The organism is Amycolatopsis sp. NPDC058340, assembly GCF_042723975.1.
Lineage (GTDB): Bacteria > Actinomycetota > Actinomycetes > Mycobacteriales > Pseudonocardiaceae > Amycolatopsis.
This window is the reverse complement of record NZ_JBHXIB010000018.1, coordinates 36,738-58,670: the sequence shown is the minus strand read 5'-3', so window position 1 is coordinate 58,670 and position 21,933 is coordinate 36,738. Positions and strand designations below refer to the sequence as shown.

The 21,933-nt window shown below is 69.5% G+C and carries 21 protein-coding genes; 4 read left to right on the top strand and 17 right to left on the bottom strand.

Features of this window, described 5'->3' with window-relative positions; all coding sequences use genetic code 11:
* Genes ACFWIW_RS21325 through ACFWIW_RS21310 form a run of 4 tightly spaced genes read right to left on the bottom strand, consistent with a single transcriptional unit; the run spans position 1 to position 2,601 of the window.
* The gene (locus tag ACFWIW_RS21325; protein WP_016333592.1) at positions 1-159 is read right to left on the bottom strand and encodes a DUF6760 family protein; all 159 of its coding nucleotides are present in this window, start codon (positions 157-159) and stop codon (positions 1-3) included.
* Positions 156-596 carry a hypothetical protein gene (locus ACFWIW_RS21320; protein ID WP_378370021.1) on the bottom strand — a complete coding sequence of 147 codons (441 nt, stop codon included), beginning with the start codon at positions 594-596 and terminating at the stop codon, positions 156-158. Before ACFWIW_RS21320 ends, ACFWIW_RS21325 begins: the two co-directional genes overlap by 4 nt.
* Positions 597-600: 4 nt before the next feature.
* Entirely contained in the window at positions 601-1,044 is a 444-nt protein-coding gene (locus ACFWIW_RS21315; RefSeq protein WP_016333590.1) for a phage tail protein, read from the bottom strand.
* A gap of 15 nt (positions 1,045-1,059) precedes the next feature.
* Complete coding sequence (locus tag ACFWIW_RS21310; RefSeq protein WP_378370020.1) at positions 1,060-2,601, bottom strand: phage tail sheath family protein; 1,542 nt, start codon at positions 2,599-2,601, stop codon at positions 1,060-1,062.
* A 189-nt stretch (positions 2,602-2,790) separates the two neighbouring features.
* Between ACFWIW_RS21310 and ACFWIW_RS21305 the strand changes: the two genes are divergently transcribed.
* Entirely contained in the window at positions 2,791-6,276 is a 3,486-nt protein-coding gene (locus ACFWIW_RS21305) for a hypothetical protein (RefSeq protein ID WP_378370019.1), read from the top strand.
* Entirely contained in the window at positions 6,273-6,854 is a 582-nt protein-coding gene (locus tag ACFWIW_RS21300; RefSeq protein WP_378370018.1) for a hypothetical protein, read from the top strand. Before ACFWIW_RS21305 ends, ACFWIW_RS21300 begins: the two co-directional genes overlap by 4 nt.
* 90 nt (positions 6,855-6,944) lie before the next feature.
* Here ACFWIW_RS21300 and ACFWIW_RS21295 read toward each other — a convergent pair whose 3' ends face one another.
* From ACFWIW_RS21295 to ACFWIW_RS21285, 3 genes are all read right to left on the bottom strand, one after another.
* A complete protein-coding gene (locus tag ACFWIW_RS21295; RefSeq protein WP_378370017.1) occupies positions 6,945-7,667 on the bottom strand; it encodes a DUF4157 domain-containing protein in 723 nt (240 codons plus the stop codon).
* Between the two features lie 112 nt (positions 7,668-7,779).
* Positions 7,780-9,768, bottom strand: coding sequence for an ATP-binding protein (locus ACFWIW_RS21290; protein ID WP_378370016.1), 1,989 nt, complete (start codon positions 9,766-9,768; stop codon positions 7,780-7,782).
* Positions 9,765-10,424 (bottom strand): DUF4255 domain-containing protein, encoded by a 660-nt coding sequence (locus ACFWIW_RS21285; protein ID WP_378370015.1) that lies wholly within the window; start codon positions 10,422-10,424, stop codon positions 9,765-9,767. Before ACFWIW_RS21285 ends, ACFWIW_RS21290 begins: the two co-directional genes overlap by 4 nt.
* Positions 10,425-10,590: 166 nt before the next feature.
* Here ACFWIW_RS21285 and ACFWIW_RS21280 point away from each other — a divergent pair, with 166 nt between their 5' ends.
* Positions 10,591-11,148, top strand: coding sequence for a hypothetical protein (locus tag ACFWIW_RS21280; RefSeq protein WP_378370014.1), 558 nt, complete (start codon positions 10,591-10,593; stop codon positions 11,146-11,148).
* A gap of 413 nt (positions 11,149-11,561) precedes the next feature.
* On the opposite strand, the gene ACFWIW_RS21275 is transcribed toward ACFWIW_RS21280, so the two are convergent.
* Positions 11,562-12,728, bottom strand: a complete 1,167-nt coding sequence (locus ACFWIW_RS21275) for a carboxylesterase family protein (protein WP_378370013.1) — start codon at positions 12,726-12,728, stop codon at positions 11,562-11,564.
* A 26-nt stretch (positions 12,729-12,754) separates the two neighbouring features.
* On the opposite strand from ACFWIW_RS21275, the gene ACFWIW_RS21270 reads away from it, so the two are divergent.
* The gene (locus ACFWIW_RS21270; protein WP_378370012.1) at positions 12,755-13,678 is read left to right on the top strand and encodes a LysR substrate-binding domain-containing protein; all 924 of its coding nucleotides are present in this window, start codon (positions 12,755-12,757) and stop codon (positions 13,676-13,678) included.
* Positions 13,679-13,683: 5 nt separating this feature from the next.
* Here ACFWIW_RS21270 and ACFWIW_RS21265 read toward each other — a convergent pair whose 3' ends face one another.
* The 9 genes from ACFWIW_RS21265 to ACFWIW_RS21225 all read right to left on the bottom strand — a co-directional run bounded on the left by ACFWIW_RS21265 (position 13,684) and on the right by ACFWIW_RS21225 (position 21,572).
* The gene (locus tag ACFWIW_RS21265; protein WP_378370011.1) at positions 13,684-14,679 is read right to left on the bottom strand and encodes an amidohydrolase family protein; all 996 of its coding nucleotides are present in this window, start codon (positions 14,677-14,679) and stop codon (positions 13,684-13,686) included.
* A gap of 1 nt (position 14,680) precedes the next feature.
* Positions 14,681-15,202, bottom strand: coding sequence for a 3-hydroxyanthranilate 3,4-dioxygenase (locus ACFWIW_RS21260; protein ID WP_378370010.1), 522 nt, complete (start codon positions 15,200-15,202; stop codon positions 14,681-14,683).
* Positions 15,199-15,615 carry a RidA family protein gene (locus ACFWIW_RS21255; RefSeq protein WP_378370009.1) on the bottom strand — a complete coding sequence of 139 codons (417 nt, stop codon included), beginning with the start codon at positions 15,613-15,615 and terminating at the stop codon, positions 15,199-15,201. The genes ACFWIW_RS21260 and ACFWIW_RS21255 overlap by 4 nt, the downstream gene beginning before the upstream one ends.
* Positions 15,616-15,623: 8 nt before the next feature.
* The gene (locus ACFWIW_RS21250; RefSeq protein WP_378370008.1) at positions 15,624-16,382 is read right to left on the bottom strand and encodes a 2-keto-4-pentenoate hydratase; all 759 of its coding nucleotides are present in this window, start codon (positions 16,380-16,382) and stop codon (positions 15,624-15,626) included.
* Complete coding sequence (gene dmpG, locus ACFWIW_RS21245) at positions 16,379-17,386, bottom strand: 4-hydroxy-2-oxovalerate aldolase (RefSeq protein WP_378370007.1); 1,008 nt, start codon at positions 17,384-17,386, stop codon at positions 16,379-16,381. The genes ACFWIW_RS21250 and dmpG overlap by 4 nt, the downstream gene beginning before the upstream one ends.
* Positions 17,383-18,315, bottom strand: a complete 933-nt coding sequence (locus ACFWIW_RS21240; protein ID WP_378370006.1) for an acetaldehyde dehydrogenase (acetylating) — start codon at positions 18,313-18,315, stop codon at positions 17,383-17,385. The genes dmpG and ACFWIW_RS21240 overlap by 4 nt, the downstream gene beginning before the upstream one ends.
* Entirely contained in the window at positions 18,312-19,103 is a 792-nt protein-coding gene (locus ACFWIW_RS21235) for a 2-keto-4-pentenoate hydratase (RefSeq protein WP_378370005.1), read from the bottom strand. The genes ACFWIW_RS21240 and ACFWIW_RS21235 overlap by 4 nt, the downstream gene beginning before the upstream one ends.
* A complete protein-coding gene (locus ACFWIW_RS21230) occupies positions 19,100-20,569 on the bottom strand; it encodes a 2-hydroxymuconic semialdehyde dehydrogenase (protein WP_378370004.1) in 1,470 nt (489 codons plus the stop codon). Before ACFWIW_RS21230 ends, ACFWIW_RS21235 begins: the two co-directional genes overlap by 4 nt.
* A gap of 82 nt (positions 20,570-20,651) precedes the next feature.
* Entirely contained in the window at positions 20,652-21,572 is a 921-nt protein-coding gene (locus ACFWIW_RS21225; RefSeq protein ID WP_378370003.1) for a hypothetical protein, read from the bottom strand.
* Positions 21,573-21,933: the final 361 nt, after the last annotated feature.

Genomic DNA, 21,933 nt, shown 5'->3' with positions numbered 1-21,933 from the left:
TCACCGTCCCTCGCTCATCCGAGTGTTGATCCGGGCGATCTCGGCGACGTAGGTCAACCGGTCGTGGTGTTCGAGGTCGAGGATGTCGTCCAGCGACCAGTGCAGGTGATAGGCGACGTACGCGACTTCCTCGTGCAGCCGTCCGGCCGCGTACGTCACGATTCCCCCAGGCGGCCGCCGGCGACGTCGACGACGAACTCGTGACCGCACTCCGGGCAGGCGACCCCCGCCCGCGTATGGCCTTCGCTGTTGATCCGGCGGTACATGTCCTGCAGGAACGCCAGATCCGAAGCGAACAGGTTCTCGATGACCCCGGCGTGCACGTCGGTGACGTCACCGATCCGGGTGATCACCCTGGCCAGCAGCACCACCGTGAGGAAGGCCGAGTTCTCGCGGACCCGGTCGTCCCGCAGCGGGACGAGCTCGTCCCGCGCGGTCGCCAGCCGCATCACCCCGGAGTGGTGCACCTTTCCCGCGTCGTCGACGTACCCGCGCGGCAGTTCGAACGCGAACTCGGTCCGCAGCTTCGGCCGGGCCCGCGCCTCCGGCACGACGGGGGCTTCCTCGGCCGGCGCCGACGCCATCACCCTGCGCATGGGCTCACTCGACTTCCATCTGCTCGTAGGTGACCACGAGCTTCTCGGTGAGCACACTGGTGTCGCCCGCCTTCAGCGAACCGATCTCCAGGCTCTTCGGCCACGCGTTGGTGAGCTTGTAGCGTTTGAGCGCGGTGCCTTCGTAGTCGTAGACGATGATCGCGCCGCCTTTACGCGCGGAACCCATCTTGCCGAAGTGCGCGTCCTTGACCCATTTCTCGAAGCTGCTGTCGTCGGTCAGGCCGCGGGTCAACGTCACCTCGCCCGCCTTCGGGCGGCCGGGGAGCTTCTTGATGACGTACTTGCCGTCCACGGTGTTCTGCTTGAGCTCGATGACGTCCTGCTCCATCTTCAGTCCGGAGACCTCGGAGATCTGCTTGATCTGGACGCCATCGATTTCGAGTCCGAAGGAGTGGCCGACGGCCTTGTCAAGATCGGGAAGTGCCATTTCGGAGCCCTTTCACTACTCGTTGACCAGGCTGGTGCCGCCGGACATCTGCGCCAGCCGGAAGATCACGAACTCCGCCGGTTTCACCGGCGCGATGCCCACTTCGCAGATCACCTGGCCGAGATCGATCCCCTCGGCCGGGTTGGTCTCCCGGTCGCACTTCACGAAGAAGGCTTCGTCGGGAGTGAGGCCGAACAACGCGCCCTTGCGCCACTCCATCACCAGGAACGCGCTGATCGTGCGCCGGATGCGGGCCCACAGCGCGTCGTCGTTCGGCTCGAACACGACCCACTGGGTGCCGTTGAGGATCGATTCCTCGAGGTAGTTGAACAGCCGCCGCACGTTGAGATAGCGCCACGCCGGGTCGCTCGACAACGTACGCGCGCCCCAGATCCGGATCCCCTTGCCCGCGAAGGAGCGGACACAGTTCACGCCGATCGGGTTGAGCAGCTCCTGCTCCGCCTTGGTCAGATGGGTTTCGAGCGCCAGCACGCCGCGGACGACCTCGTTCGCCGGTGCCTTGTGGACACCGCGGGTCGCGTCGGTGCGCGCCCAGACGCCCGCCATGTAGCCACTCGGCGGCACGTAGGTGTTGGTCCCGCTGGCGGCGTCGAGCACCTGGACCCACGGGTAGTACATCGCCGCGTACTTCGAGTCGTACCCGGCCTGGTCCATGCGCCAGGAGCGGACCTCCTGCGGGTTGAGCCCGGGCGGCGGGTCGACGATCGCCATCCGGTCGCCCATCAGCTCGCAGTGCGCGATCATCGCCAGCTGCACGGCCTTGACCCCGTCGAGGTCGATCAGGTCGCGCTGGTGGGCGGCCATCAGATCCGGCACCGCGACCATGGTGATCTCGTCGATCGCCTCCAGGCCACCGAAACCGGTGCGGTCGGCGACGTCGCCGACGTAGTCGTCGGCCGCGATGCGACGCGGGACGGGCGGTGGCTGCGGCGGCTCGGTGAGCACCGCGGTGCCACGGTCCGGTTTCGCCACCGCGCCACCGGTCGCGAGCTCCTCGATCGTGATGAAGCTCGACTTCTCGCGCACCAGCGTGACGACGTTCTCCTTGGTGCGCTTGGTGGTCACGTTATGGGTCTCGACGACCTTGCCGTCCTTCTTGACGAGCACGGTGAACCGGTCGTCGCCGGGGTTCTCGCCGGCCGGTTCGGCGACCTCGACGGTGAGCTCCCCGGTCTGTCCGCCACTCTCCAGCTCTTTCGCGACGAACCGGTAGCCGCCGAGCACCGCTTGGCGCGTTTGTGCCTTCGGCGCCGCACCGTTCTCCTGCCCCCGCGGGCCACCGATGCGGACGATGTAGCAGTTGGCGCCACCGTTGAGGAAATAGCCGTAGACCGACTGGGCCAGATAGCAGCCTTCGACGAAATCGCCGAAGGTCTGCGTGAACTGGGTCCAGTTGGACACCAGGGTGGGCGTGTTGAAGGGGCCGTCCGCCGCGAAGCCGACAAAGGCGGCGACGGCGGTGCCCACACCCTCGATCGGCCGGGCGCCGGCCTCGATCTCCTCGACGTACACACCCGGCGTGAGATAGGTGGGCATGCGTGCCTCCCCTTGTCGGCGCACTCTCTGTCATCGGCGATGCTCCGGTGTGGGCGCGCGCGGCGAAACGACCAAGCGGATAGGTCGGCGGGAACCAATCTCTGCCCGAAAAGGCAGCTGCCCGTTCGGGCAGCCGGGCCCGCCCCTCCGGCTGTTGGCAACCGGCCCGGCGAAGCCGACAGTGAAGACATGCCGTCGGGCCGGGACAAGGTGGCACAGACCCCGGCCACGCAACCCGCGCGGCCGGCCAGACCCGCGCGCCGGGCCACCCCGCCGGCGCTGCTGCGGCTACAGGCCGCCGCGGGCAACGCGGCGGTGACCCGGCTCGTCGGTTTGCAGCGCAGCAGCTGCCCCGCTCCCCCGGTCGCGCCCACCGGCGTGACGCCCGCGTCGGACCCGAAATTCGGGTCGCTCAAGAAGGACGTCGGCGGGCAGGCGAAGGCGGCCAAAGCGCATCCGCCCGCCTCCGCGGAGGTCAAGAAGGCGCAGGACGCCGCGGTCGCGCCCGCCGACGACAAGGAAGCCCAAGCCAAGGCGGCGCAGGCGGACAAGATGGCCGCCGCCAAACCGGCCGGGTTCGACAAGGCCGCCTTCATCGCCGCGGTGAACGCCGCGGTGGCCAAGCAGGCGCCGAAGAATCTCGACGAGGCCGACAAGTTCGCCTCCTCCGGCAAGGCGGACCAGATCAAGTCCGAAGTGATGGGCAAGGTCACCAGCGGCAAGGACACCTCCGCCAAGGACGTCACCGACCGCACCAAAGAAGCGCCGGACACCAGCAGGGCCACCGAGAAACCGGTGAAACCCCTGCCGGAAACCCCGCCGCCGCCCGCGTTGTCCCCGCCGGACCCACGCAAGGCCACGCCGGACAAGGCCCCGCCCGCTCAGACCGATCTTCGCGCCGACCAGTGCGAAACCCACGGCAAAATGGCCGAGGCCGGGGTCACCGACCAGCAGCTGGCGCAGTCCAACGAACCCGAGTTCACCGGCGCGCTCGCGGCGAAACAGGAAGGCGAACAGCACACGGCGTCGGCGCCCGCCGCGGTCCGGGAATCGGAGGCGGGCCGGTTGGCATCCGTCACGGGCGCGGCGCAGGCGTCCGGGCAGGCCGCGATGGCGGGTATGACCGGCGCGCGGTCGTCCGCCGGGCAACGCGGGCAGGCGGCGAAGTCGGCCACGAAGGCCAAGGACGAACAGGACCGGGCGCGGATCATCGCGGAGATCAAGACGATCTTCGACGAGACCAAGACGAAGGTCGAAGGGGTCCTCGGCGCGCTCGACGACCAGGTGGCCAAACGGTTCGAGACCGGCGAGGCGGCGGCGAAGGCCGCGTTCACCGCCGACCACCAGGCCCGGATGAAGAAGTACAAGGACGAACGCTACGACGGCGTCACCGGTGCGGCCCGCTGGACCTACGACCTGTTCGCCGGCCTGCCCGCCGAGGCGAACAACCTCTTCCTCGAAGCCAAGAAGGTCTACGAGTCGAAGATGCAGACCGTCATCGGCGAGATCGCCGATTTCGTCGGGCAGCAGCTGACCGAGGCGAAACGGCTGATCGCCGAAGGCCGGGAGCGCGTGCGGCAGAAGGTCGACTCGCAGTCCCCCGCCCTGCGCAAGATCGCGGGCGAGGCCGCCAAAGAGTTCGGGAGCCAGTTCGACGAACTCGAGAGCTCCGTCGACGAGAAGCAGCAGTCGCTGGTCGAGGATCTGGCACAGAAGTACAGCGAGGCCCGCAACGCGGTCGACGAGGAGATCAAGGCACTTCAGGCGGAGAACAAAGGCCTGTGGGACAAGGCGAAGGAGGCGATCGGCGGCGCGATCGACACGATCCTCAAGCTGAAGGACATGCTGCTGGGCGTGCTGTCCCGGGCGGCGAACGCGGTCGGCCTGATCATCGCCAAACCGATCGAATTCCTCGGCAACCTGGTCAGCGCGGTCAAGACCGGCGTGGTGAACTTCGGCGCGAACATCGTGCAGCACCTCAAAGACGGCCTGAAGGCCTGGCTGCTCGGAAACCTGGCCAGCGCGGGTATCGAGATCCCGGAGACGCTGGACGCCAAGGGCATCCTGAAGATGATCATGTCGCTTCTCGGGCTCACCTGGGCGAGTGTCCGCGCACGGATCCTCCGCTTCATCCCGGAACCCGTGCTCGCCAAGCTGGAGCAGACGTTCGAGGTGGTCAAGATCCTGATCACCGAAGGCGTTCCGGGGCTCTGGCGCTGGGTGGTCGAGAAGCTGGGCGACCTCAAGGAACTGGTGCTCGGCCAGATCAAGGAATTCGTGATCGAGAAGATCGTCAAGGCGGGGATCACCTGGATCATCTCGATGCTCAACCCGGCGGCCGCGTTCATCAAGGCCTGCAAGGCGATCTACGACATCGTCATGTTCTTCGTCGACAAGGCCGCGCAGATCAAGGAGTTCGTCTCGTCGGTGCTGGACTCGGTCGAGTCGATCGCCCGGGGCGGCGCGGGCGCGGTGGCCGGGCTGATCGAGCGCACGCTGGCGAAGGCGCTGCCGATGGTGCTCGGGTTCCTCGCGAGCCTGCTCGGGCTGGGCGGGATCTCGGAGAAGATCAAGTCGATCCTGGAGAAGGTCCAGGCCCCGGTCGCCAAGGTGATCGACACGGTGGTCGGGACGATCGTCAAGGCGGGCAAGAAGATCTGGTCGAAGGTCAAAGGCGCCGGGCGCGACGCCAAGGACAAGGTCATGTCACTGTTCGCGCCGGTGAAGAAGAACGCCGGCATGAAAGGCGCTTCCCACGAACTCACCGCGGCGCCGGGGCCCCCGTTCCAGCTGACGATGGCGTCGGACAACCCGGGCCGCATGGTCGGCCGCATCGACTTCGCCGCCACCCAGCTCCGGCGTCGCGCGCCGCAGGCCACCGACCAGCTCGACGCGCTCGCGAAGCTGCGCGAATTCGCGATCATGGTCGAGAAGACCGGCGTCCGGGCGACGCGAGGAGACAACGCCGCCGCCAAAAAGCTCGAAAGCCAGCTGGCGCAGCTCGGGACCATGGTGGTCGAGTACGCAAACCGGTTCAACGCACGCGATCTGGACGACCTCGACCCGGCCAACGACGTGGAGGCGACCGTCCGCGCCGCGGAGGTCGCGGCCAACCAGAAACGTCTGGCCGCCATCGACATCGCGCTCATCCGGATGCAGATCGAGCGGCACATGGGACCGGCGTGGCGTGAGTTCGTCGTCACGCTCGGCCCCAACATCTGGACGTTGAGCCGCGAATCGCTGATCGCCGTCTACGGCCGGGAGGAGGCGACACGATTGATCAACCACCCGGCGAAGCCGCTGGAGGGCAACGGGCTCTACGATGGCAAACGCAACCAGATGTTCGTCAAGATGGGCCGGTCGATCAACGAGGTGTCGTCCAGCATCATCCACGAGAGCACTCACTCGTTGCAGGAACGGTTCGGCGGCGACATGGCCCGGTTCGAGAAGGAATTCCAGGCCTTCAGCGTGCAGCGGACCTTCCTGCTGCGCCTGAGCCCCGGAGCCCAGGAAAAACTGTCCGACAATTACAAGGCCCTGCTCCGCTGCGACACGGACCAGAAACTCCGAGACTTCGTGCAGGGCAAATACAACTTCGAGGTCAAGGGCATGCTCGACCAACGCGCGAACGTCCAGCTGATCAAGCGGCTCGTCAAACGGGAGTTCGGGCTTTGAGCACCGTCGAGCACGCGCGCCGGGTCGTGGCCGAGCATCTCCTGTCAGCGGGCGATGAGATCGAGAGCGTCCGCGAAGGCTCGGACGGCGTCCTCGTCGAGAGCCACGAGTGGCGCTGGCGGATGACACCCGCGCCGGTGTCCACATCGGACTGGAAGCTCTACGACGTGGAACTCGATCTCTTCACGGACCCGCCGATGGCGCCCTACGGCTTCGCCGTCGACACGGACGGACGGGTGCTGCGGCTGGACGACCGTCCGGGCTTGTCGGAGTTCTTCCGTCTCGTCGGCATGTCGCTGGCGGCACGAGACATCGCTTCATTGCTGACCCGCTACCACGGCGGCCCAGCGCACCTTCTGGACGACGTCGCCGAACTCGACCGCGTCGTGGGCCCCGGAGCCGCGGCGGGTATCGACGGCCTCACCGCCCCGGTCACCGAAACCAAGGGCTCACTGGCCTTCTGCACCTGGCGCGTCGACGCCGACGACACCATCGCGATCGACCGCTGGGACGTCCACCTGCCGGAGTGGGAAAAGCGCACGCTCGCGAACCGGCTGCCGTGGCGGCCAGTCGACTGACCGGGCGAGTTCCGGCCCCAATCACGCGAGTCCCGGCTCCGATCACGCGAGTTCCGTGAAGCGAGGTGCCGGCCGGCCTCACGCCGCCGCCTAAGCCTCTTCTTCGGCTTCCTCTTCGCGCTGCACGTACGTCTGCGCCATCGTCTCCGCTTCGCCTTCCTCGGCTTCAGGAGCTTCTTCACGCTGGACGTGCGCCTCGCCGCCGTCCTCGCAGCGCTGCACGGCCGGGGCTGGGGCGGGAGCCGACATCAGCCGGTCCGCGTTCGCGACGGCCTCGCGTTCGAACCGATCCGAGGGATCCGAAACCTTCACCCCGCCACCGGCGTCCGTGCCCTCGACCGGGCCGCTGCGTTGCTGGACGACGTGGGTCAGCTCGTGCGCGAGCATATGCTTGCCCGCGTCGGAACCTGGGTCGTACTTGTCCCGCTGGAACACGATGTTCGAACCCACCGTGTAGGCCTGCGCGTTCACGGACTTCGCCGAATCGTGCGCGGCGCCGTCGGTGTGCACCCGGACGTCGCCGAAGTCGTGCCCGAAACGGCCCTCCATGTCCGCGCGCGTCGCGGCGTCCAGCGGCGCGCCGCCGCCGGAGCCGACGACGTCGTGCACCGGCGAACGTTCCTCTTCGAGCAGCGTGCCCACTCCCGCGTTTCCCACCGCGCGCTGCAGGTCCAGCAGGCCGGCGGCGCCGAGGACGTCGGTGCGCCCGGCCGCGGCGGCGCGGCCCAGGAGACCGCCCTCGTCCCGGTCCGCCCGGTCGCCCTTCGGCCGCAGGCTCGGTTCAAGGTCGTTTTCGTGACTGTGCCCGCGCATGGTCCGCTCCCTCGGTCGCTACGCCGCCCGTCCAGCTTGCGCCGTCGCCGCGCCGCGCGCCAGGCTGCGATGCGCGGCCGGAAGGGCGGTATCGGCTGCCCGAACGGGCAGGTCAGCCATCGGTCACCATCGCCAGGTACGGGCCGAACTCGCGGTCGAGGCAAAGTCTGCCCAGCTTGCGGTACTCCCGCGCGACCGCGCCGACCAGATCCGTCATCGCCACCGGGCGGCCCGCTTCCGCGGCCAGATACGCGCCGGTCACCGCGGCCGAGCGGATATGCCCGCCCGCCAGCTCGAACGCCTCCGCGAGGAACCCGAGGTCCAGGTCGCCGGCGCGGGGCATCCGATCGCCGAGGCAGCGGTCCCACAGCTGACGCCGCAACTCGACGTCCGGCAACGGGAAGTCGACGATCACGTCCAGCCGCCGGGTGAACGCGTCGTCGAGGTTCGCGCGGAGGTTGGTGGCCAGCACGGCGATACCGTCGAAGGTCTCCATCCGCTGCAGCAGGTACGCGCTCTCGATGTTCGCGTACCTGTCGTGCGCGTCGCGCACCTCGGACCGTTTGCCGAAGATCGCGTCGGCCTCGTCGAACAGCAGTACTCCGTTGACCCCGGCGGCCTCGGTGAAGATCCGTTCCAGGTTCTTCTCCGTCTCGCCCACGTACTTGTCGACCACCGTCGCGAGGTTCACGGTGTAGAGATCCAGCCCCAGCGAGGCGGCGATGACCTCGGCGGACATCGTCTTGCCCGTGCCCGAATCCCCGGCGAAGAGCCCCGTCACACCCCGGCCGCGGCCGCCGCCCGGCCGCATCCGCCACTCGTCGAGCACCTGGTCCCGGTAGCGGGCCCGCGCGGCCAGTTCGTCCAAAAGGGACAGTACGCCCGCGGGCAGCACGAGGTCGCTCCAGCCGACCGCGGGTTCGATCCGCCGGGCGAGCCGCTGCAGACCGGCCGCGTTCTGGCTCCGCGCGCCCGCACGCAGGTGCGACGTCCGCACCGGCCCGCCGTCGGCGAGCGCCGTCACCGACGCCGCCTTCGCCGCGCGGGCGATCTGCCCCGGCCCCAGCACGAAATGCGCGGTCGCCTCCCCCGGATCGACGTCCGGAGCGAGCCTGCCGTCGAGATGGCCGCGCCAAAGATCCACCCTGCTCGCCGCGGGCAGGGGGAACGCGTCGAGCTGCAACGGCGGGACGGCGCTCCACCGCGGGTCCCAGGCCCCGGTGCCGTGCACGACGAACGGGACCGCCGGATGAGCGAGCCGCTCCAGCCGCGGCGAGTCGTCGACAGGGCCCAGCACCAGCCCGGCACCCCGCAGCAACGCCTCCCGCACCAGCGAACCGGTGAGCTCGCCGTGGCGGGATTCCGCCTGCCATCGTGCCGCGTCGACCACCAGCGCGGGAAAGCCCGCGCCCGCCAGTGCCGCGACACCGAGTTCTTCGGCGCCTCCGCCGGGATGCTCCTTCAGATAGACCAGCCCGACCTTGCCCCTGATCGCCCGCGCGAGCCGATCGGCACCGGCCACGTCGGTGAACTCCGTGCCGAGCCGTGCGCACCCGGCGAGTTCCGGGGCGAGCCGGTCGTCGCCCAGCAGGTGGTTCACCACCCGGTCGGGTACCCGGAGCGTGCGTGACAGGAAGGGGCGTTCCTCCTCTTCCATGGTGAGCAGGCCGCAGGTGACCAGCGGGGCGTCGGCGTCGAGCCGCGCCCGGCCGGCGGCCGACGCTTCGGGGACGCCACACAGGCGCAAGGCCAGCCCCGCCGTCGCCCGGCGGCGGGTCACATCGTCGTTGAGGTAGCCGTAGAACTGTTCGAACCGGCTGTCGAGGTCGGGCGCGAGCGCGACGAGCAGCAGTTCGACGTCGACACCGGTGAGTCCCGCGCGCTCCGCCAGCGGATACAGACGGCCTCCCGGCACCGAATCCGTGAACGGCGGGAACGGCTCACGGTGGCCCTCCAGCAGCGCGTCGATCGTCTCGTTCGACAGGTACAGCCCGCGGAAGGGGTCGTCGGGGTTCGGGTCGGCCGCCCGGCGGCTCTCGACCGCGTCCCGGATCCGCTGTTCGAGCCGGGCCAGCCGCTCGAACAGGTACTCCAGGCTCATCGGGGCTTCCGGCGGGTGCGCGCCATCGCGACCCGGCGCTGACCTTCGACCGCCCCGCTCTCCGCCACGTGGTGCCCGATCAGGTCGCCTTCGTGGGTGTCGAGTTTCAGGCCTTCCTTCGGCGGCTGTTCGGCCGGGTACACCCGTCCACTGTGGACCGGTGCGGAGATGACGACGTCCAGCGACGGTTTCAGTTCGCCGCCCAGGGCGGTCCAGACGTCGGCGAAGGCGCGGTCCTCGGGCGGTGGCAACGCGACCGTCATCGGCACCGGCAGGCCCATCTCGGCCAGCGACCCGGTGAGCGCCGACTCCGGGACGGCGTCGTGGGCGAGCAGGCCGAGCAGCAGGTCGGACAGCACGCGATGCTCGTCCTCCGGGCGCTGCGTCCACGCGGTGACCAGATAGGACAGCTTGATGTGCCGCGGCGGGAGGTGCCGCGCGGAGACCTTGCCGAGCTGGTCGTACTCGTTGAGCAGGCCCCGCGAGCGGCGTCGCAGATCCTCGCGGACGTCGTAAAGATAGACGTTCACCGTGGGGGCGTTGCGCCGCGACGCCCATTCCTTGTTGGGCGCGTCGAACGCGACCTCGATCTCGCTGCCGCGCCGGGTCTCGCCCCGCACCAGCCGCCGCAGCGCCTCGTCGACCTCATGGATCACTGCGGACCTCCTCGGACAGCGGTCTCCCCACGATGATCGCGGCCGCGCCGACCGGCCAGCCGCGCAGCGGCAGACCTTCGGGTACGCCAGGCTGCCCGTACGGGCAACACACCTGGCCGCACCCGCATCGCCGTCGCCGGACGCGTCGTCGGTTACAGTGCCGGTCGTGCCCGAACAGACATGGTCACCCAAGCCAGGGACGCCCGAAGTCGAGTACCGGTCCAGCCGATGGCTGTTCTTCGGAGGACTGGCCATGCTGGTCTTCTTCGGCTTGGCCGCCCTCTTCCCGGAGGCCGGGAACTCGTCGTCGTCGCGCAAAGTCAAGATGCCCGCGGAACCCGCGGCCTTCATCTTCGGCGCGCTCGCGGTAGGCGGTCTGCTGACGGCGATCGGCTCGGTCCCCCACATGATTCGCTTCGCGGCCGATGAACGTGGTCTGTGGTGGCGAGCCGGTCGCAAATCCGACCTGATCGCGTGGGACGAGCTGCGTGCGGTTCGCGGCCAGGAACTGGTCCCGCGGGACCAGAGCGACCCGAACTCGAAGGCCGTCCTGCCGGCCCTGGTGTTCACCCCCAAGAACCCGCACTTCGAAAACCGCCACACGAAGCTGTTCACGCGCCCGCCCACACCTGGTCCCGACGTGGAACTGAGACTGCCGAACAGCACCATCGTCCGGCAGTTGACCCAGGAGATCGCGAGAGTCCGGCCGGACCTGGTCCCCTAGCGCCGCAAGTCCGGTGGTTCGTGTCGGGGCCGAAGCTTCAAGACGGGGACTCCTTCACTGCGCCCGTCTGGGGCGGCTACGTCGTGTCCGGACCCGGTCACGTCGCGTCCAGCACCCGACGATGTGGGAATCAGGACGTTCAGTGTCCCAATTCCCACATCGTCACCGACGACGCCCAAGGCTCCCTTCACCCCATCCGACGCGGCAAAGGAAACCCGGCCGTGCCGCGTCGCGGAACCGATACCCACGCGCAGGGAAGATTTCGGACGTTGGGTCTCCCCGATCCTCCGTCGATCAAGGCCCGGACCCGGTCACGGTCGCGTCCAGCACCCGACAATGCAGGAATCAGGACGTTCAGTGTCCCAATTCCCCCATCGTCGCCGACTGCGATCACCACCGGGACCGGATAGGTGTCACAGACCGAACCCGATCGGCCGGCCCGAGACCGGAGCCGGGTCGAGCGTCCCAGTACGGGCGAAGGTCGACCAGACGGCGCGGAGCGCGGTACCGAAGGCGTCGACCTCCTCCCACGGGACCTCGCCCAGCATCGGACTGTCCTGCCAGGCCTGCCTGGTCCCGAGCAGCAGCGGCAGCTCCAGGCAGTGGGTCGCACCGAACTCGGCGCCTTCGGGCCGCCAGTCCAGGCGATACGACGAGACACCGGCTCCCGCCGAGCGCAGCCGGTCGCCGAAATCGGCCAGCGGTCCGACGTAGATCTCGTCGGTCCCGGCGGCGCCGGGGAACGCGGTCATGTCGTCGGCGTTCCAGCCGTACAGCACATCGAGGTCGCGCACGTTGTCCGCGAAGATCGCCTTGTCGAGGGTGTCCACCGGAACGAACGCGGGTGCCATCGGGTCGCCGCTGAGCCGCAGGTTGGTCAGCGCGGTTTCCCTCTGCGCGGCAAGGATTTCCGTGATCCCGGCGGTGCGCGGATCGGTGCCGAGCGCGTCGGCGAACACCTGGCCGAGTTTGGCCGCCTCTTCGGGTGCGCGGGTGGCGAGGCCGAGCGGCGCGCTCTGCAGGATCGCCCGCCGGAACAGGCCGCGCGCCTCGGGCAGGTCCATCAGCAGCCGGATGGAGATACCGCCCGCCGACTGCCCGGCGACCGTCACGTTCTCCGGATCCCCGCCGTAGGCCGCGATATTGGCCCGCACCCAGCGCAGCGCCTCCAGCTGGTCGGCCAGCCCGAGGTTGCCGGGGCTGACCCCGTCCAGGTACAGGTAGCCGAGCGCGCCGAGCCGGTAGTTGACGCCGACCACCACGAGGTCGCCCTCGGCGGCCAGCGCGCCTCCGTCGTACCAGTCCAGCAACCCGCCACCGCTGGAGAATCCGCCGCCGTGCAGCCACACCAGCACGGGCCTGCGTCCGTCATCCAGGCCCGGCGTGCTGATCGTCAGGTTGAGACAGTCCTCGCCCTGCGGGAGCCGGTCGCGCGGTGGTCCCATCACGTGGTCCAGCCGCGACGGCGGCTGCGGGCAGATCTCCCCGCTCGACGGCGTCTCCGCCGAAACGGCGACCGGCGGCGCGAACCGCCCGGCCGTGGCGTAGCGGATCGGTCCGGTTCGGACAATCGTGGTCATACGCACCTCACGGGTAGGATCGGCCGGTGATCTTGCCTCGCCTGCTGGACGGCCGACTGAAATTCCGCCATCTCGTCCTGCTGGACGCGCTGGCCAGGCAGGGCACCGTGGTCGGGGCCGCCGCCGAGCTGCACGTGACGCAGCCGGTCGCGACCCGAAGTCTGCACGAGCTCGAAGAGATCCTCGACGTGCGGCTGTTCGAACGCGGCCCGCGCGGCGTCACCCCGACCGTGTTCGGCGAGGCGTTCACCGGACATGCCCGCGCGGTACTCGCCCAGCTCGAACAGGCCGGACGGCACGTCGCCGAGCTGGCCGACGCGGAACGCGGCACGGTCGTGGTCGGCACCCATCTCGCCGGGTCGAACATGTTGCTGCCGCGCGCCATCGCCGCGATCAAGACCGAGCGGCCGTACCTCACCATCGTGGTACGGGAGGGTTCTCCCGAAGCCTTGCTGGTCGAGCTGGAGGCGGGCCGGGTCGACCTGATCATCGGCAGGCTGACCGCGCCGTCGGACGAGCGGATCGAGCGGCGCAAACTGTACGACGAGTCGGTGGATCTGGTGGTGCGCACCGCGCATCCGCTGGCGGGCGCGACCGAGGTCGCGCTGGCCGACCTCGCCCAGTACCCGTGGATCCTGCCCGGCGCGGAGACCGCGCTGCGCCGCGAGCTGGAACAGTTGTTCACCCGCAACGACTTCCCGCTGCCCGCGAACCGGGTGGAGACCACGTCGTTCCTCACCGTGCGGCAGCTCCTGCTGGAGACCGACGTGATCGCCGCGCTGCCGAGCCTGATCACCAAGGACGATCCGAGGATCACCCGGGTCGCGCTGGCGCTGGAACCCATCGGGCACAGCGTCGGGCTCACCCTGCCCGCCCAGCGCACGCTCAGCCCGTCGGTGGACGCGCTGATCCGCAGCCTGACCGACGTCGCCACCGGGATGTCGCATTAGGACGGTCACGGCAGGGAAAGGAAGCGTTCGGCGTTCCCGCTGGTGATCAGCCGCCGCTCGGCCTCGGTGAGGAAGCCGCTCTTGCGCACCACCTCACCGACCGGGCGTTCGCCGAGCGGATACGGGTAGTCGCTGCCGACCATCACCCGCTCGGCGCCGAGCGTGTCCACGAGCAGCCGCAGTGCCCGCTCGTCGAAGACCACCGAATCGACGTGGAACCGGTCGAGATAGTGCGACGGCGGGAACTCCGAGGTGCCGATCACGTCGTTCCGCCGGTGCCAGGCGTTCTCCATCCGGCCGAGCCAGAACGCGAACGATCCGCCACCGTGCGCGAAACAGATCTTCAGGCTCGCGTCGATCCGGTCGAAGACGCCGCCGAGCACCAGCGCCAGGATCGACAGATGCGTTTCCGCCGGCATCGCGGTCAGCCATCGCGCCATCCACCGGTCCAGCCGGGGCGAACCGTCCATGTCCCACGGGTGCACGAACACCGGGACCCCGAGCGACGCGCAGTGCTGCAGGAAGGTCTCCACCCCGGCACTGTCCAGATCGTGGTCGCCGACGTGGTTGCCGATCTCCACCCCACGATGCCCCGCCGCCAGGCAGCGTTCCAGCTCACGGCACGCGGCGTCGGTGTCCTGCAACGGAACCTGGCAGAACGGGATCAGCCGCTCCGGCGCCGGTGCGACGATCTCCAGCGCCAGGTCGTTGAAGATCCGGGCGATCCGGGCCGCCTGCTCGCCGGTCCGGCCGTAGTTGAAGAAAGCGGGTGTCGGGGAGACCACCTGGGTTCGCACACCGTCGGCGTCCATGTCCAGCAGCCGGGTCTCCGCGTTCCAGCAGTCCGCGCCGATCCGGCGGAACTCCTTGTCCCCCATCATGATCATCGCCTCGGACTCGGTTTCCGCGCGCAGCCACGGCGCTTCCGGTCCGGCGTCCGCACGCAGATCCGGCCAGCCGTTCGGCACGTAATGCGTGTGGATGTCGATCAGGCCGGTCATCTCAGCCCTTCCCGGGGTGGAGCGCGCCGCAGTTTCCGCAGGTGCGGGCCTGCTCGTCGCCGTAGAACGCGGTGAAGACCGGCGGCAGATCCTCGACGATGTCGCGCACCTGGAGTTCCACCTCGTGCACCAGCGACGCGCAGTCGAGGCAGTACCACTGGAACTTCTCCAGCGTGCCCTCCTCGCGGACGCGCTCGATGACCAGGCCGATCGAGTCCGCCTCCGGGCGCTGCGGCGAATGCGGGATGTCACCCGGCAGCAGCCAGGTGTCGCCTTCGGAGATGCGAACGGTCTTCTGACCTTCTTCGGTCATGATGTTCACGTGCATGTTGCCCTTGAGCTGGTAGAACCATTCCTCGTAGGGGTCGACGTGGAAATCGGTGCGCTGGTTGGGCCCACCCACGATCTGCACGATGAAATCCTTGCCCAGTGCCATGGTCCGGTTGTTCACCGGCGGTTTGAGCAGATGCTCGTGCTCGGCGATCCAGGCCTGGAAATTGACGACCTCGGGAATGCCGGTCATCGCGGAACCTCCGTGTCTTTCGGTAGATGGGCGATCGCCTGGATTTCGATCAGCAGATGCGGATGCGGCAGCTGATGCACGGCGACCGTGGTGCGGGCAGGGCCCGTTTCGTCGAAGTACTCGCCGTAGATCTCGTTGTAGCCGCCGAAATCGTTCATCGAAACCAGGAACGTGGTGATCTGCGTGATGTCGGCGAGATCGGCGCCGACCTCGTGCAGGATGCCGCGGATGTTCTCGATCACCGCGCGGGTCTGCGCGCGGATGTCGAGGTTCGTGGTGCCGAGTTCGTCCACCTCGACACCCTCGAACGTGTTGTCCGGGCGCCGGGAACTGGTCCCGGACACGAAGATCAGCTCTCCCGCGACCTTCACATGCGGGAAACGGCCCCTCGGCCTGGCCAACCCGGAGATCACGCGCCCGTTCATACCAGCCCCCGCACCGAAACCCGGCCGAGCCCGGCGATGTCCGCCTCGGCGACGCCGGGTGCGAACGGCACCGCTTCGGTCGCCGCCCCGGCCAGCACCACCTGCCCGGCCCGCAACGGGATGTCCCGTTTCCGGCACAGCTCGACCAGCGCGTGCAGCGCGCGCACCGGATCGCCGAGGATCGCCGACGTCGAGCCGATCGCCTCCCGGTCCCCGGAGCGCAGCAGCACCGCACGGTTCGCCACTTCGCCGAACGCGCGCCACGGCCCGAGCACATATCCCGCGGCGGAAGTGTTGTCCGCGACCACATCGGTGTGGGTGAACCGGAAATCCCGGTACCGGGAATCGATGATCTCGATCGCCGGGGCCATCGCGTCCACAATGGACTCCACGTCGAACACGGGGTCGGCGAGGTCGACATCGCGGGCCAGCCGGTAGGCGACCTCCGGCTCCACCTTCGGATGGATGAAGCGCGACAGCGAGACCTCCCCGCCGTCGGCGACCCGCATCGCGTCGGTGAGCCTGCCGGCGATCACCTCGGACACGCCCATCTGTGCCATCTTCGCCTTGCTGGTCAGCCCCAGCTTCACCCCGAGCACCCGCTCGCCACGCGCCTCCCGGCGAGCCACCAGCGCGGCCTGGATCGCGTACGCGTCGGCGATGTCCAGCGCGTGGTCGTCGGCGAGGCTCGGCGTGTCCACACGCGTCGTCTGCGCGGTGTCCAGGCGCTCGGCGAGCGCCGCGATGGCCGTCATGTGCCGCTCCGTACCAGGTCGAGTGCGATGTCCACGATCATGTCCTCCTGCCCGCCGACGAGCTTCCGCCTGCCGACCTCGGTGAGAATCCGCCGCGTGTCCAGCCCGTAGCGGGCCGCCGCGCGCTCGGCGTGCAGCAGGAAACTCGAATACACCCCCGCGTAGCCGAGGGTCAGCGTCTCCCGGTCCACCTGGACCGGCCGCTCCCGCAGGGGGCGGACCAGGTCGTCCGCCGCGTCCTGCAACGCGAACAGGTCCGCGCCGTGCTCCCAGCCGAGCAGGTCGGCGACCGCGACGAACGGCTCGGCCGGGCAGTTTCCCGCCCCGGCGCCCTGCCCGGCCAGCGCGACGTCCACCCGGTACGCGCCGTGCTCGACCGCGGTCACGCTGTTGGCCACCGAGAGCGAAAGGTTCTCGTGCGCGTGGATGCCGATCTCGGTCCGCGGGTCGAGCACCTGCCGGTACGCGTCGATCCGCTCGGCGACCCCGTTCATCGTCAGCCGCCCGCCGGAATCGGTGACGTACACGCACTGCGCGCCGTAGGACTCCATCAGCCTGGCCTGTTCGGCGAGCGCGGCCGGTGGCGAAAGATGGCTCATCATCAGGAATCCGGACACGTCCATACCGTGTTCGCGGGCCCAGGCGATGTGCTGCGCGGCCACGTCGGCCTCGGTGCAGTGGGTGGCGATCCGCACGCTGCGCACCCCGAGGTCGCGGGCGCGGCGCAGCCGGCCGATGGTGCCGATCCCGGGCAGCAGCAACGTGGTCAGCGTCGCGTTCTCGATCACCTCGGCGGCCGCGGTGATCCACTCCTCGTCGCTGTGCGCGCCGAAACCGTACGTCGCGCTGGACCCGCCGAGCCCGTCGCCGTGCGCGACCTCGATCGCCGCCACGCCGGCCTTGTCCACGGCGGACACGATCCGCCGGACCTGGTCCACTGTGTACGCGTGCCCCATCGCGTGCATTCCGTCGCGCAAGGTCACGTCCTGCAGGTAGACCTTCATCCGAGCCACCCCCTCAATGCGGCGATCCGCTCGGCCGTGCGCAGCGCAGCCGAGGTCATGATGTCGAGATTTCCCGCGTAATCCGGCAGATAGTGGGCCGCGCCGAGCACTTCGAGGAACACCGAGACCTTGAGCCCGGAGATCTCCCGGCCGATTTCGGGCACCCACTGCCCGTCCACCGGGTCGAACTGCACTTCCTGTTTCAGCGTGTAGCCCGGCACGTACTCGCGCACCCGTTCGGCCATCTGCCGGACCGACGCCGCGATCTTCTCCCGGTCCGGCTCGCCTTCGACCAGGCAGTACACCGTGTCCCGCATGACGATCGGCGGGTCGGCCGGGTTCAGCACGATGATCGCCTTGCCCGTCGCGGCGCCGCCGACCTCGCGGATCGCGGCCGCGGTGGTCTCGGTGAACTCGTCGATGTTCGCCCTGGTCCCGGGCCCTGCCGAGCGGGACGAAATGGAGGCGACGATCTCCGCGTACGCGACCGGAGCGACCGAGGACACCGCTGCCACCATCGGGATCGTCGCCTGTCCGCCGCAGGTCACCATGTTCACGTTCGACGCGGCGAGATGCTCGTCGAGGTTCACCGGCGGCACCACGAACGGGCCGAGCGCGGCCGGGGTCAGGTCGATCATCAGCTTGCCGTGCGCCTCGGCCACCTCGGCGTGCCGCCGGTGCGCGCCGGCGGAGGTCGCGTCGAAGAGCACCCGCACGTCGGCGAACTCTGGCAGGCGGGTGAGGCCGTCGATACCGCCGTGGGTGGTGGCCACCTTCAGCCTGGCCGCTCTGGCCAGCCCGTCCGACGCGGGATCGATACCCGCCATCGCGGCCATCCGCAACGTCTTCGACAACCGCAGCACCTTGATCATCAGATCGGTGCCGATATTGCCGGAGCCGATGACGGCCACCGGAACCGTTGCGGTCACTGAGTTTCCTCCTCGATCACCGCGTCGACCTCGCCGAGCCCGTCCAGCCGCAGCCGGAACCGGCCGCCGCCCGTGACCGGCACCATCGGACCGAGCGCCCCGGACATCACCACGTCGCCGGCGCGCAACGGCTGTTCGCGGGCGGCCAGTTCGCGGGCAAGCCAGGCCACCGCGGCCACCGGCGACCCGAGGCAGGCGTGGCCCGCGCCGAAGGACACCGGCTCACCGTCCAGCTCCAACGTCATCCCGGTCGAGGCGAGATCCCGGCCGGTCAACGAGAACGGCGTGCACCCCAGCACCACCGCGCCACTGGACGCGTTGTCCGCCACAGTGTCCACAATGGACAGGTCCCAGGCGTCGATCCGGGAGTCCACGATCTCGATCGCGGGCAGCACGAACTCGGTCGCCCGGAGCACGTCCGCGACCGAAGCACCCGGCACGTCCAGATCGCGGCCGAGCACGAACGCGATCTCGCCCTCGGCCCGCGGTTGCAGGAACCGCCGGTACGGAACGGGCTCGGTGTGCGCGTACAGCATGTCGCCGAACAGCACGCCGAAATCCGGCTGGTACACGCCGAACTGGCGCTGCACCGAGGGCGCGGTCAGCCCGATCTTCGCCCCGGCCACCCTGGCACCCGCCGCGACGCGCTCGTCGCACAGTCTGCGCTGCACCGCGTAGGCCGCATCGATGTCTTGTGTGCCAAGGAATTCCCGGACCGGCGGGCACGGCGTCGTGGTGCTCGCCGCGGTCGTGAGCCGCGCGGCGGCCGCCTCGATCGGCGGGGTCACAGCCGCACGCACACATTCGTCGGCTCGGTGTAGAAGTGCAGCGAAGACGCGCCGCCCTCCCGGCCGATACCGGAAAGCCCCATCCCGCCGAACGGCGAGCGCAGGTCGCGCAGGAACCAGGTGTTCACCCACGACATGCCGACGTGCATGGCCTGCGCGACGCGGTGTCCCCGGCTCAGGTCCCGAGTCCACACCGAGGACGCCAGCCCGTATTCGGTGTCGTTGGCCAGCGCGATCGCCTCGTCCTCGGTGTCGAACGGGATCAGCGCGGCCACCGGGCCGAAGATCTCCTCCCGCACCGGCCGGTCCTTGTTGGTCAAACCGGTCCACAGGGTCGGCTCCAGCCACGAGCCGCCGTCGAGCTCCGGCCCCAGCTCGGGGATCCCGCCGCCGGTCAGGGTCTTTGCTCCGGCCTCCTCGGCCAGCGCGAGGTAGTCCAGCACCTTGCGCCGGTGCTCCGGCGAGATCAGCGGGCCGGTGGTGGTCCGCTCCGCCTTCGGGTCGCCGAGCCGCAGCCCGCGCGCCCGCTCCACCAGCCCGGCCGCCACGTCCTCGAACACCGAGCGCTGCACGTACACCCGCTCGGTGCACAGGCACACCTGCCCGGTGTTCGCGAACACCGACCGGGTCAGCCCGGCCAGCGTCTCGTCGAGATCGGCGTCCTCGAACACGATGGCGGCGTTCTTCCCGCCGAGCTCGAACGACACCGGCCGGACCCGGGGCGCGACCGTGCGCATCACCTGGGTGCCGGTGGCCGACGAGCCGGTGAACGTCACCCCGTCGATACCGGGATGCTCGGTCAGATACTGCCCCGCCGAGCCGCCGCCGAACCCGTGGACCACGTTGTAGGCACCCGGGGGCAACCCGGCCTCGGCCAGTACCTCGGCCAGCAGGGTCGCGGTGGACGGGGTCTGGTCGCTCGGCTTGACCACGACGGCGTTGCCGCAGCCGAGCGCGGGCGCGACCTTCCAGGTCAGCAAGAGCAGCGGCAGGTTCCACGGCACGATCACCGCGACCACGCCGAGCGGTTTGCGCACCGCGTAGTTCAGCGCCTGCGCCCCGCCCGGCAGATCGGTGACGAACGATTCCTGTCCGGCGGCCGCGATCACGTCGGCGAACGCGCGGAAGTTCGCCACCGCGCGGGCGACGTCCAGCTCACGGGCCTGCGTGACCGGTTTTCCGGTGTCCGCGACCTCGGCCGCGACGAACTCCTCGAACCGGGCCTCGATCCGGTCGGCCACCCGGCGCAGCAACGCCGTCCGCTCCCGCACCGGCGTGTCCGCCCAGCCGCCGTGCAGCGCGGCGCGGGCGCCGGTGACCGCGCGGTGCACCAGCTCCCGGTCCGCCTCGTGCACCCGGGCGAACTCCGCACCGGTCGCCGGATCGATCGCCGGGAACCCCGGCCCGTCCGGCTCGGCGAACCCACCGTCCACGAAGTTGCGGATCCACCGCACTGGCTCTGTCATGCCGTCCACTGTGGCCCGCCGGGCCATGCGGAACAAATGCGTATCCGCTCCCCTGCTATAGCGAAATGAACATATCCCAGGGTCAGGCGTTCGCTCGCCGAAGACGTTCGGCCGCCTGTGTACGGAGAGCGTCGTCAGCGTTCGGCGCCTTGCCGTGCAGGGCTTCCCAGCGGACGTCGTGCGCCGCCGTCCACAGGCTGGCCGCCCATGCCACCTCCTGCTCCTCCTCGCTGAACCGGCGCCCGCGGTGATCCTGGTAGGCCGCCAGGAACGCCGCGGAGCTCTCGATCGGCGGCAGCGTGGCGGGCCCGGTTTTGGGGAACGCGCCGCCGGCCGCGCCCACCAGCGCCGCCTCCGGCTGCCACGCCAGGCTGTCCCAGTCGTGCACCGCCCACACCTCCGTGCCGTGCCAGCAGAGGTTCTGCGCTTCGAAGTCGGCGTGGCCCAGCACGCACGGCAGATCCGCGGCCAGCAACCGCTCCCGCACCCGGCGTGCCGTATCGACGACGTAAGCGGGCACCGCGCGCTGATCCAGTTCGTCGAGAGAGCCGATCGACGGCCACACCCCGGAATCCCGGTGATCCCACCGCGACCAGCGCGGATTCGGCAACGGCGGCGGGACGGCCGAACCTGCCAGCCCACTCATCAGCCCGGCGAACACCTCGGCGTAGGCCACGGCGACGTCCGGCGAGTCACCGGGCAGCGGCTCGCCGCCGGGCCGGAACTCCTCGGCGTGCACGGCCAGCACACCTACCCCGACCGGGGCCGTGAGCGGCCGCGGACAGGGAAACCCCTTGTCCGCCAGCCAGGTCTGCGCGGCGACACAGGACGCGGCCCGCCCGTCGTCCTCTCGCGCCTTCACCACGACGTCCCGCCCGTCTGCCAGCCGCAGCCCGAACACCGCCGACATCGACCGCAGCTCGAACCGGACGCCGACGGGCTCGGCTCCCAACTGCCCCGCACACCAGACCGGCAGCCAGCCCGGCAGATCGTCCAACGCCACAAGGGGACTGTGCCAGGTTCGCCACCCTCCCGCGCCTGGGTTCCCCGCACCTTGATCAACGGAGGTTTGGGAACACTCGACGTCCGCGATCTTCCGTTGATCAAAGTCCGGAGGGCGGGCAACCGACCCAGCCATCGTGTCGCGAAAGCCACTTTCGCAACCTTCAACGTTGCGAAAGTGGCTTTCGCAACGCGCCGCGGCATCGCAAGGCCGCCTTCACGCGCCGAACGAGAGGCGACCCGACCAGCTATACCCAAATGGACATAACAGACCGGCGATTCGGCATTTGTGGCCTATGCCTCACGGTGTCAGGCTTCTGCCCAATCGCCAGCAGCCGCGCTCGGCTGTCGCCCGACTCGAT

What these genes read in the sequence shown, in the direction of transcription:
- ACFWIW_RS21305 (WP_378370019.1), top strand. Translation starts at nt 2,791, where the DNA reads ATGCCGTCGGGCCGGGACAAGGTGGCACAGACCCCGGCCACGCAACCC.
- ACFWIW_RS21310 (WP_378370020.1), bottom strand. Translation starts at nt 2,601, where the DNA reads ATGCCCACCTATCTCACGCCGGGTGTGTACGTCGAGGAGATCGAGGCC.
- ACFWIW_RS21315 (WP_016333590.1), bottom strand. Translation starts at nt 1,044, where the DNA reads ATGGCACTTCCCGATCTTGACAAGGCCGTCGGCCACTCCTTCGGACTC.
- dmpG (WP_378370007.1), bottom strand. Translation starts at nt 17,386, where the DNA reads ATGAAGGTCTACCTGCAGGACGTGACCTTGCGCGACGGAATGCACGCG.
- ACFWIW_RS21275 (WP_378370013.1), bottom strand. Translation starts at nt 12,728, where the DNA reads ATGACCACGATTGTCCGAACCGGACCGATCCGCTACGCCACGGCCGGG.
- ACFWIW_RS21320 (WP_378370021.1), bottom strand. Translation starts at nt 596, where the DNA reads ATGCGCAGGGTGATGGCGTCGGCGCCGGCCGAGGAAGCCCCCGTCGTG.
- ACFWIW_RS21260 (WP_378370010.1), bottom strand. Translation starts at nt 15,202, where the DNA reads ATGACCGGCATTCCCGAGGTCGTCAATTTCCAGGCCTGGATCGCCGAG.
- ACFWIW_RS21265 (WP_378370011.1), bottom strand. Translation starts at nt 14,679, where the DNA reads ATGACCGGCCTGATCGACATCCACACGCATTACGTGCCGAACGGCTGG.
- ACFWIW_RS21250 (WP_378370008.1), bottom strand. Translation starts at nt 16,382, where the DNA reads ATGACGGCCATCGCGGCGCTCGCCGAGCGCCTGGACACCGCGCAGACG.
- ACFWIW_RS21230 (WP_378370004.1), bottom strand. Translation starts at nt 20,569, where the DNA reads ATGACAGAGCCAGTGCGGTGGATCCGCAACTTCGTGGACGGTGGGTTC.
- ACFWIW_RS21290 (WP_378370016.1), bottom strand. Translation starts at nt 9,768, where the DNA reads ATGAGCCTGGAGTACCTGTTCGAGCGGCTGGCCCGGCTCGAACAGCGG.
- ACFWIW_RS21295 (WP_378370017.1), bottom strand. Translation starts at nt 7,667, where the DNA reads ATGCGCGGGCACAGTCACGAAAACGACCTTGAACCGAGCCTGCGGCCG.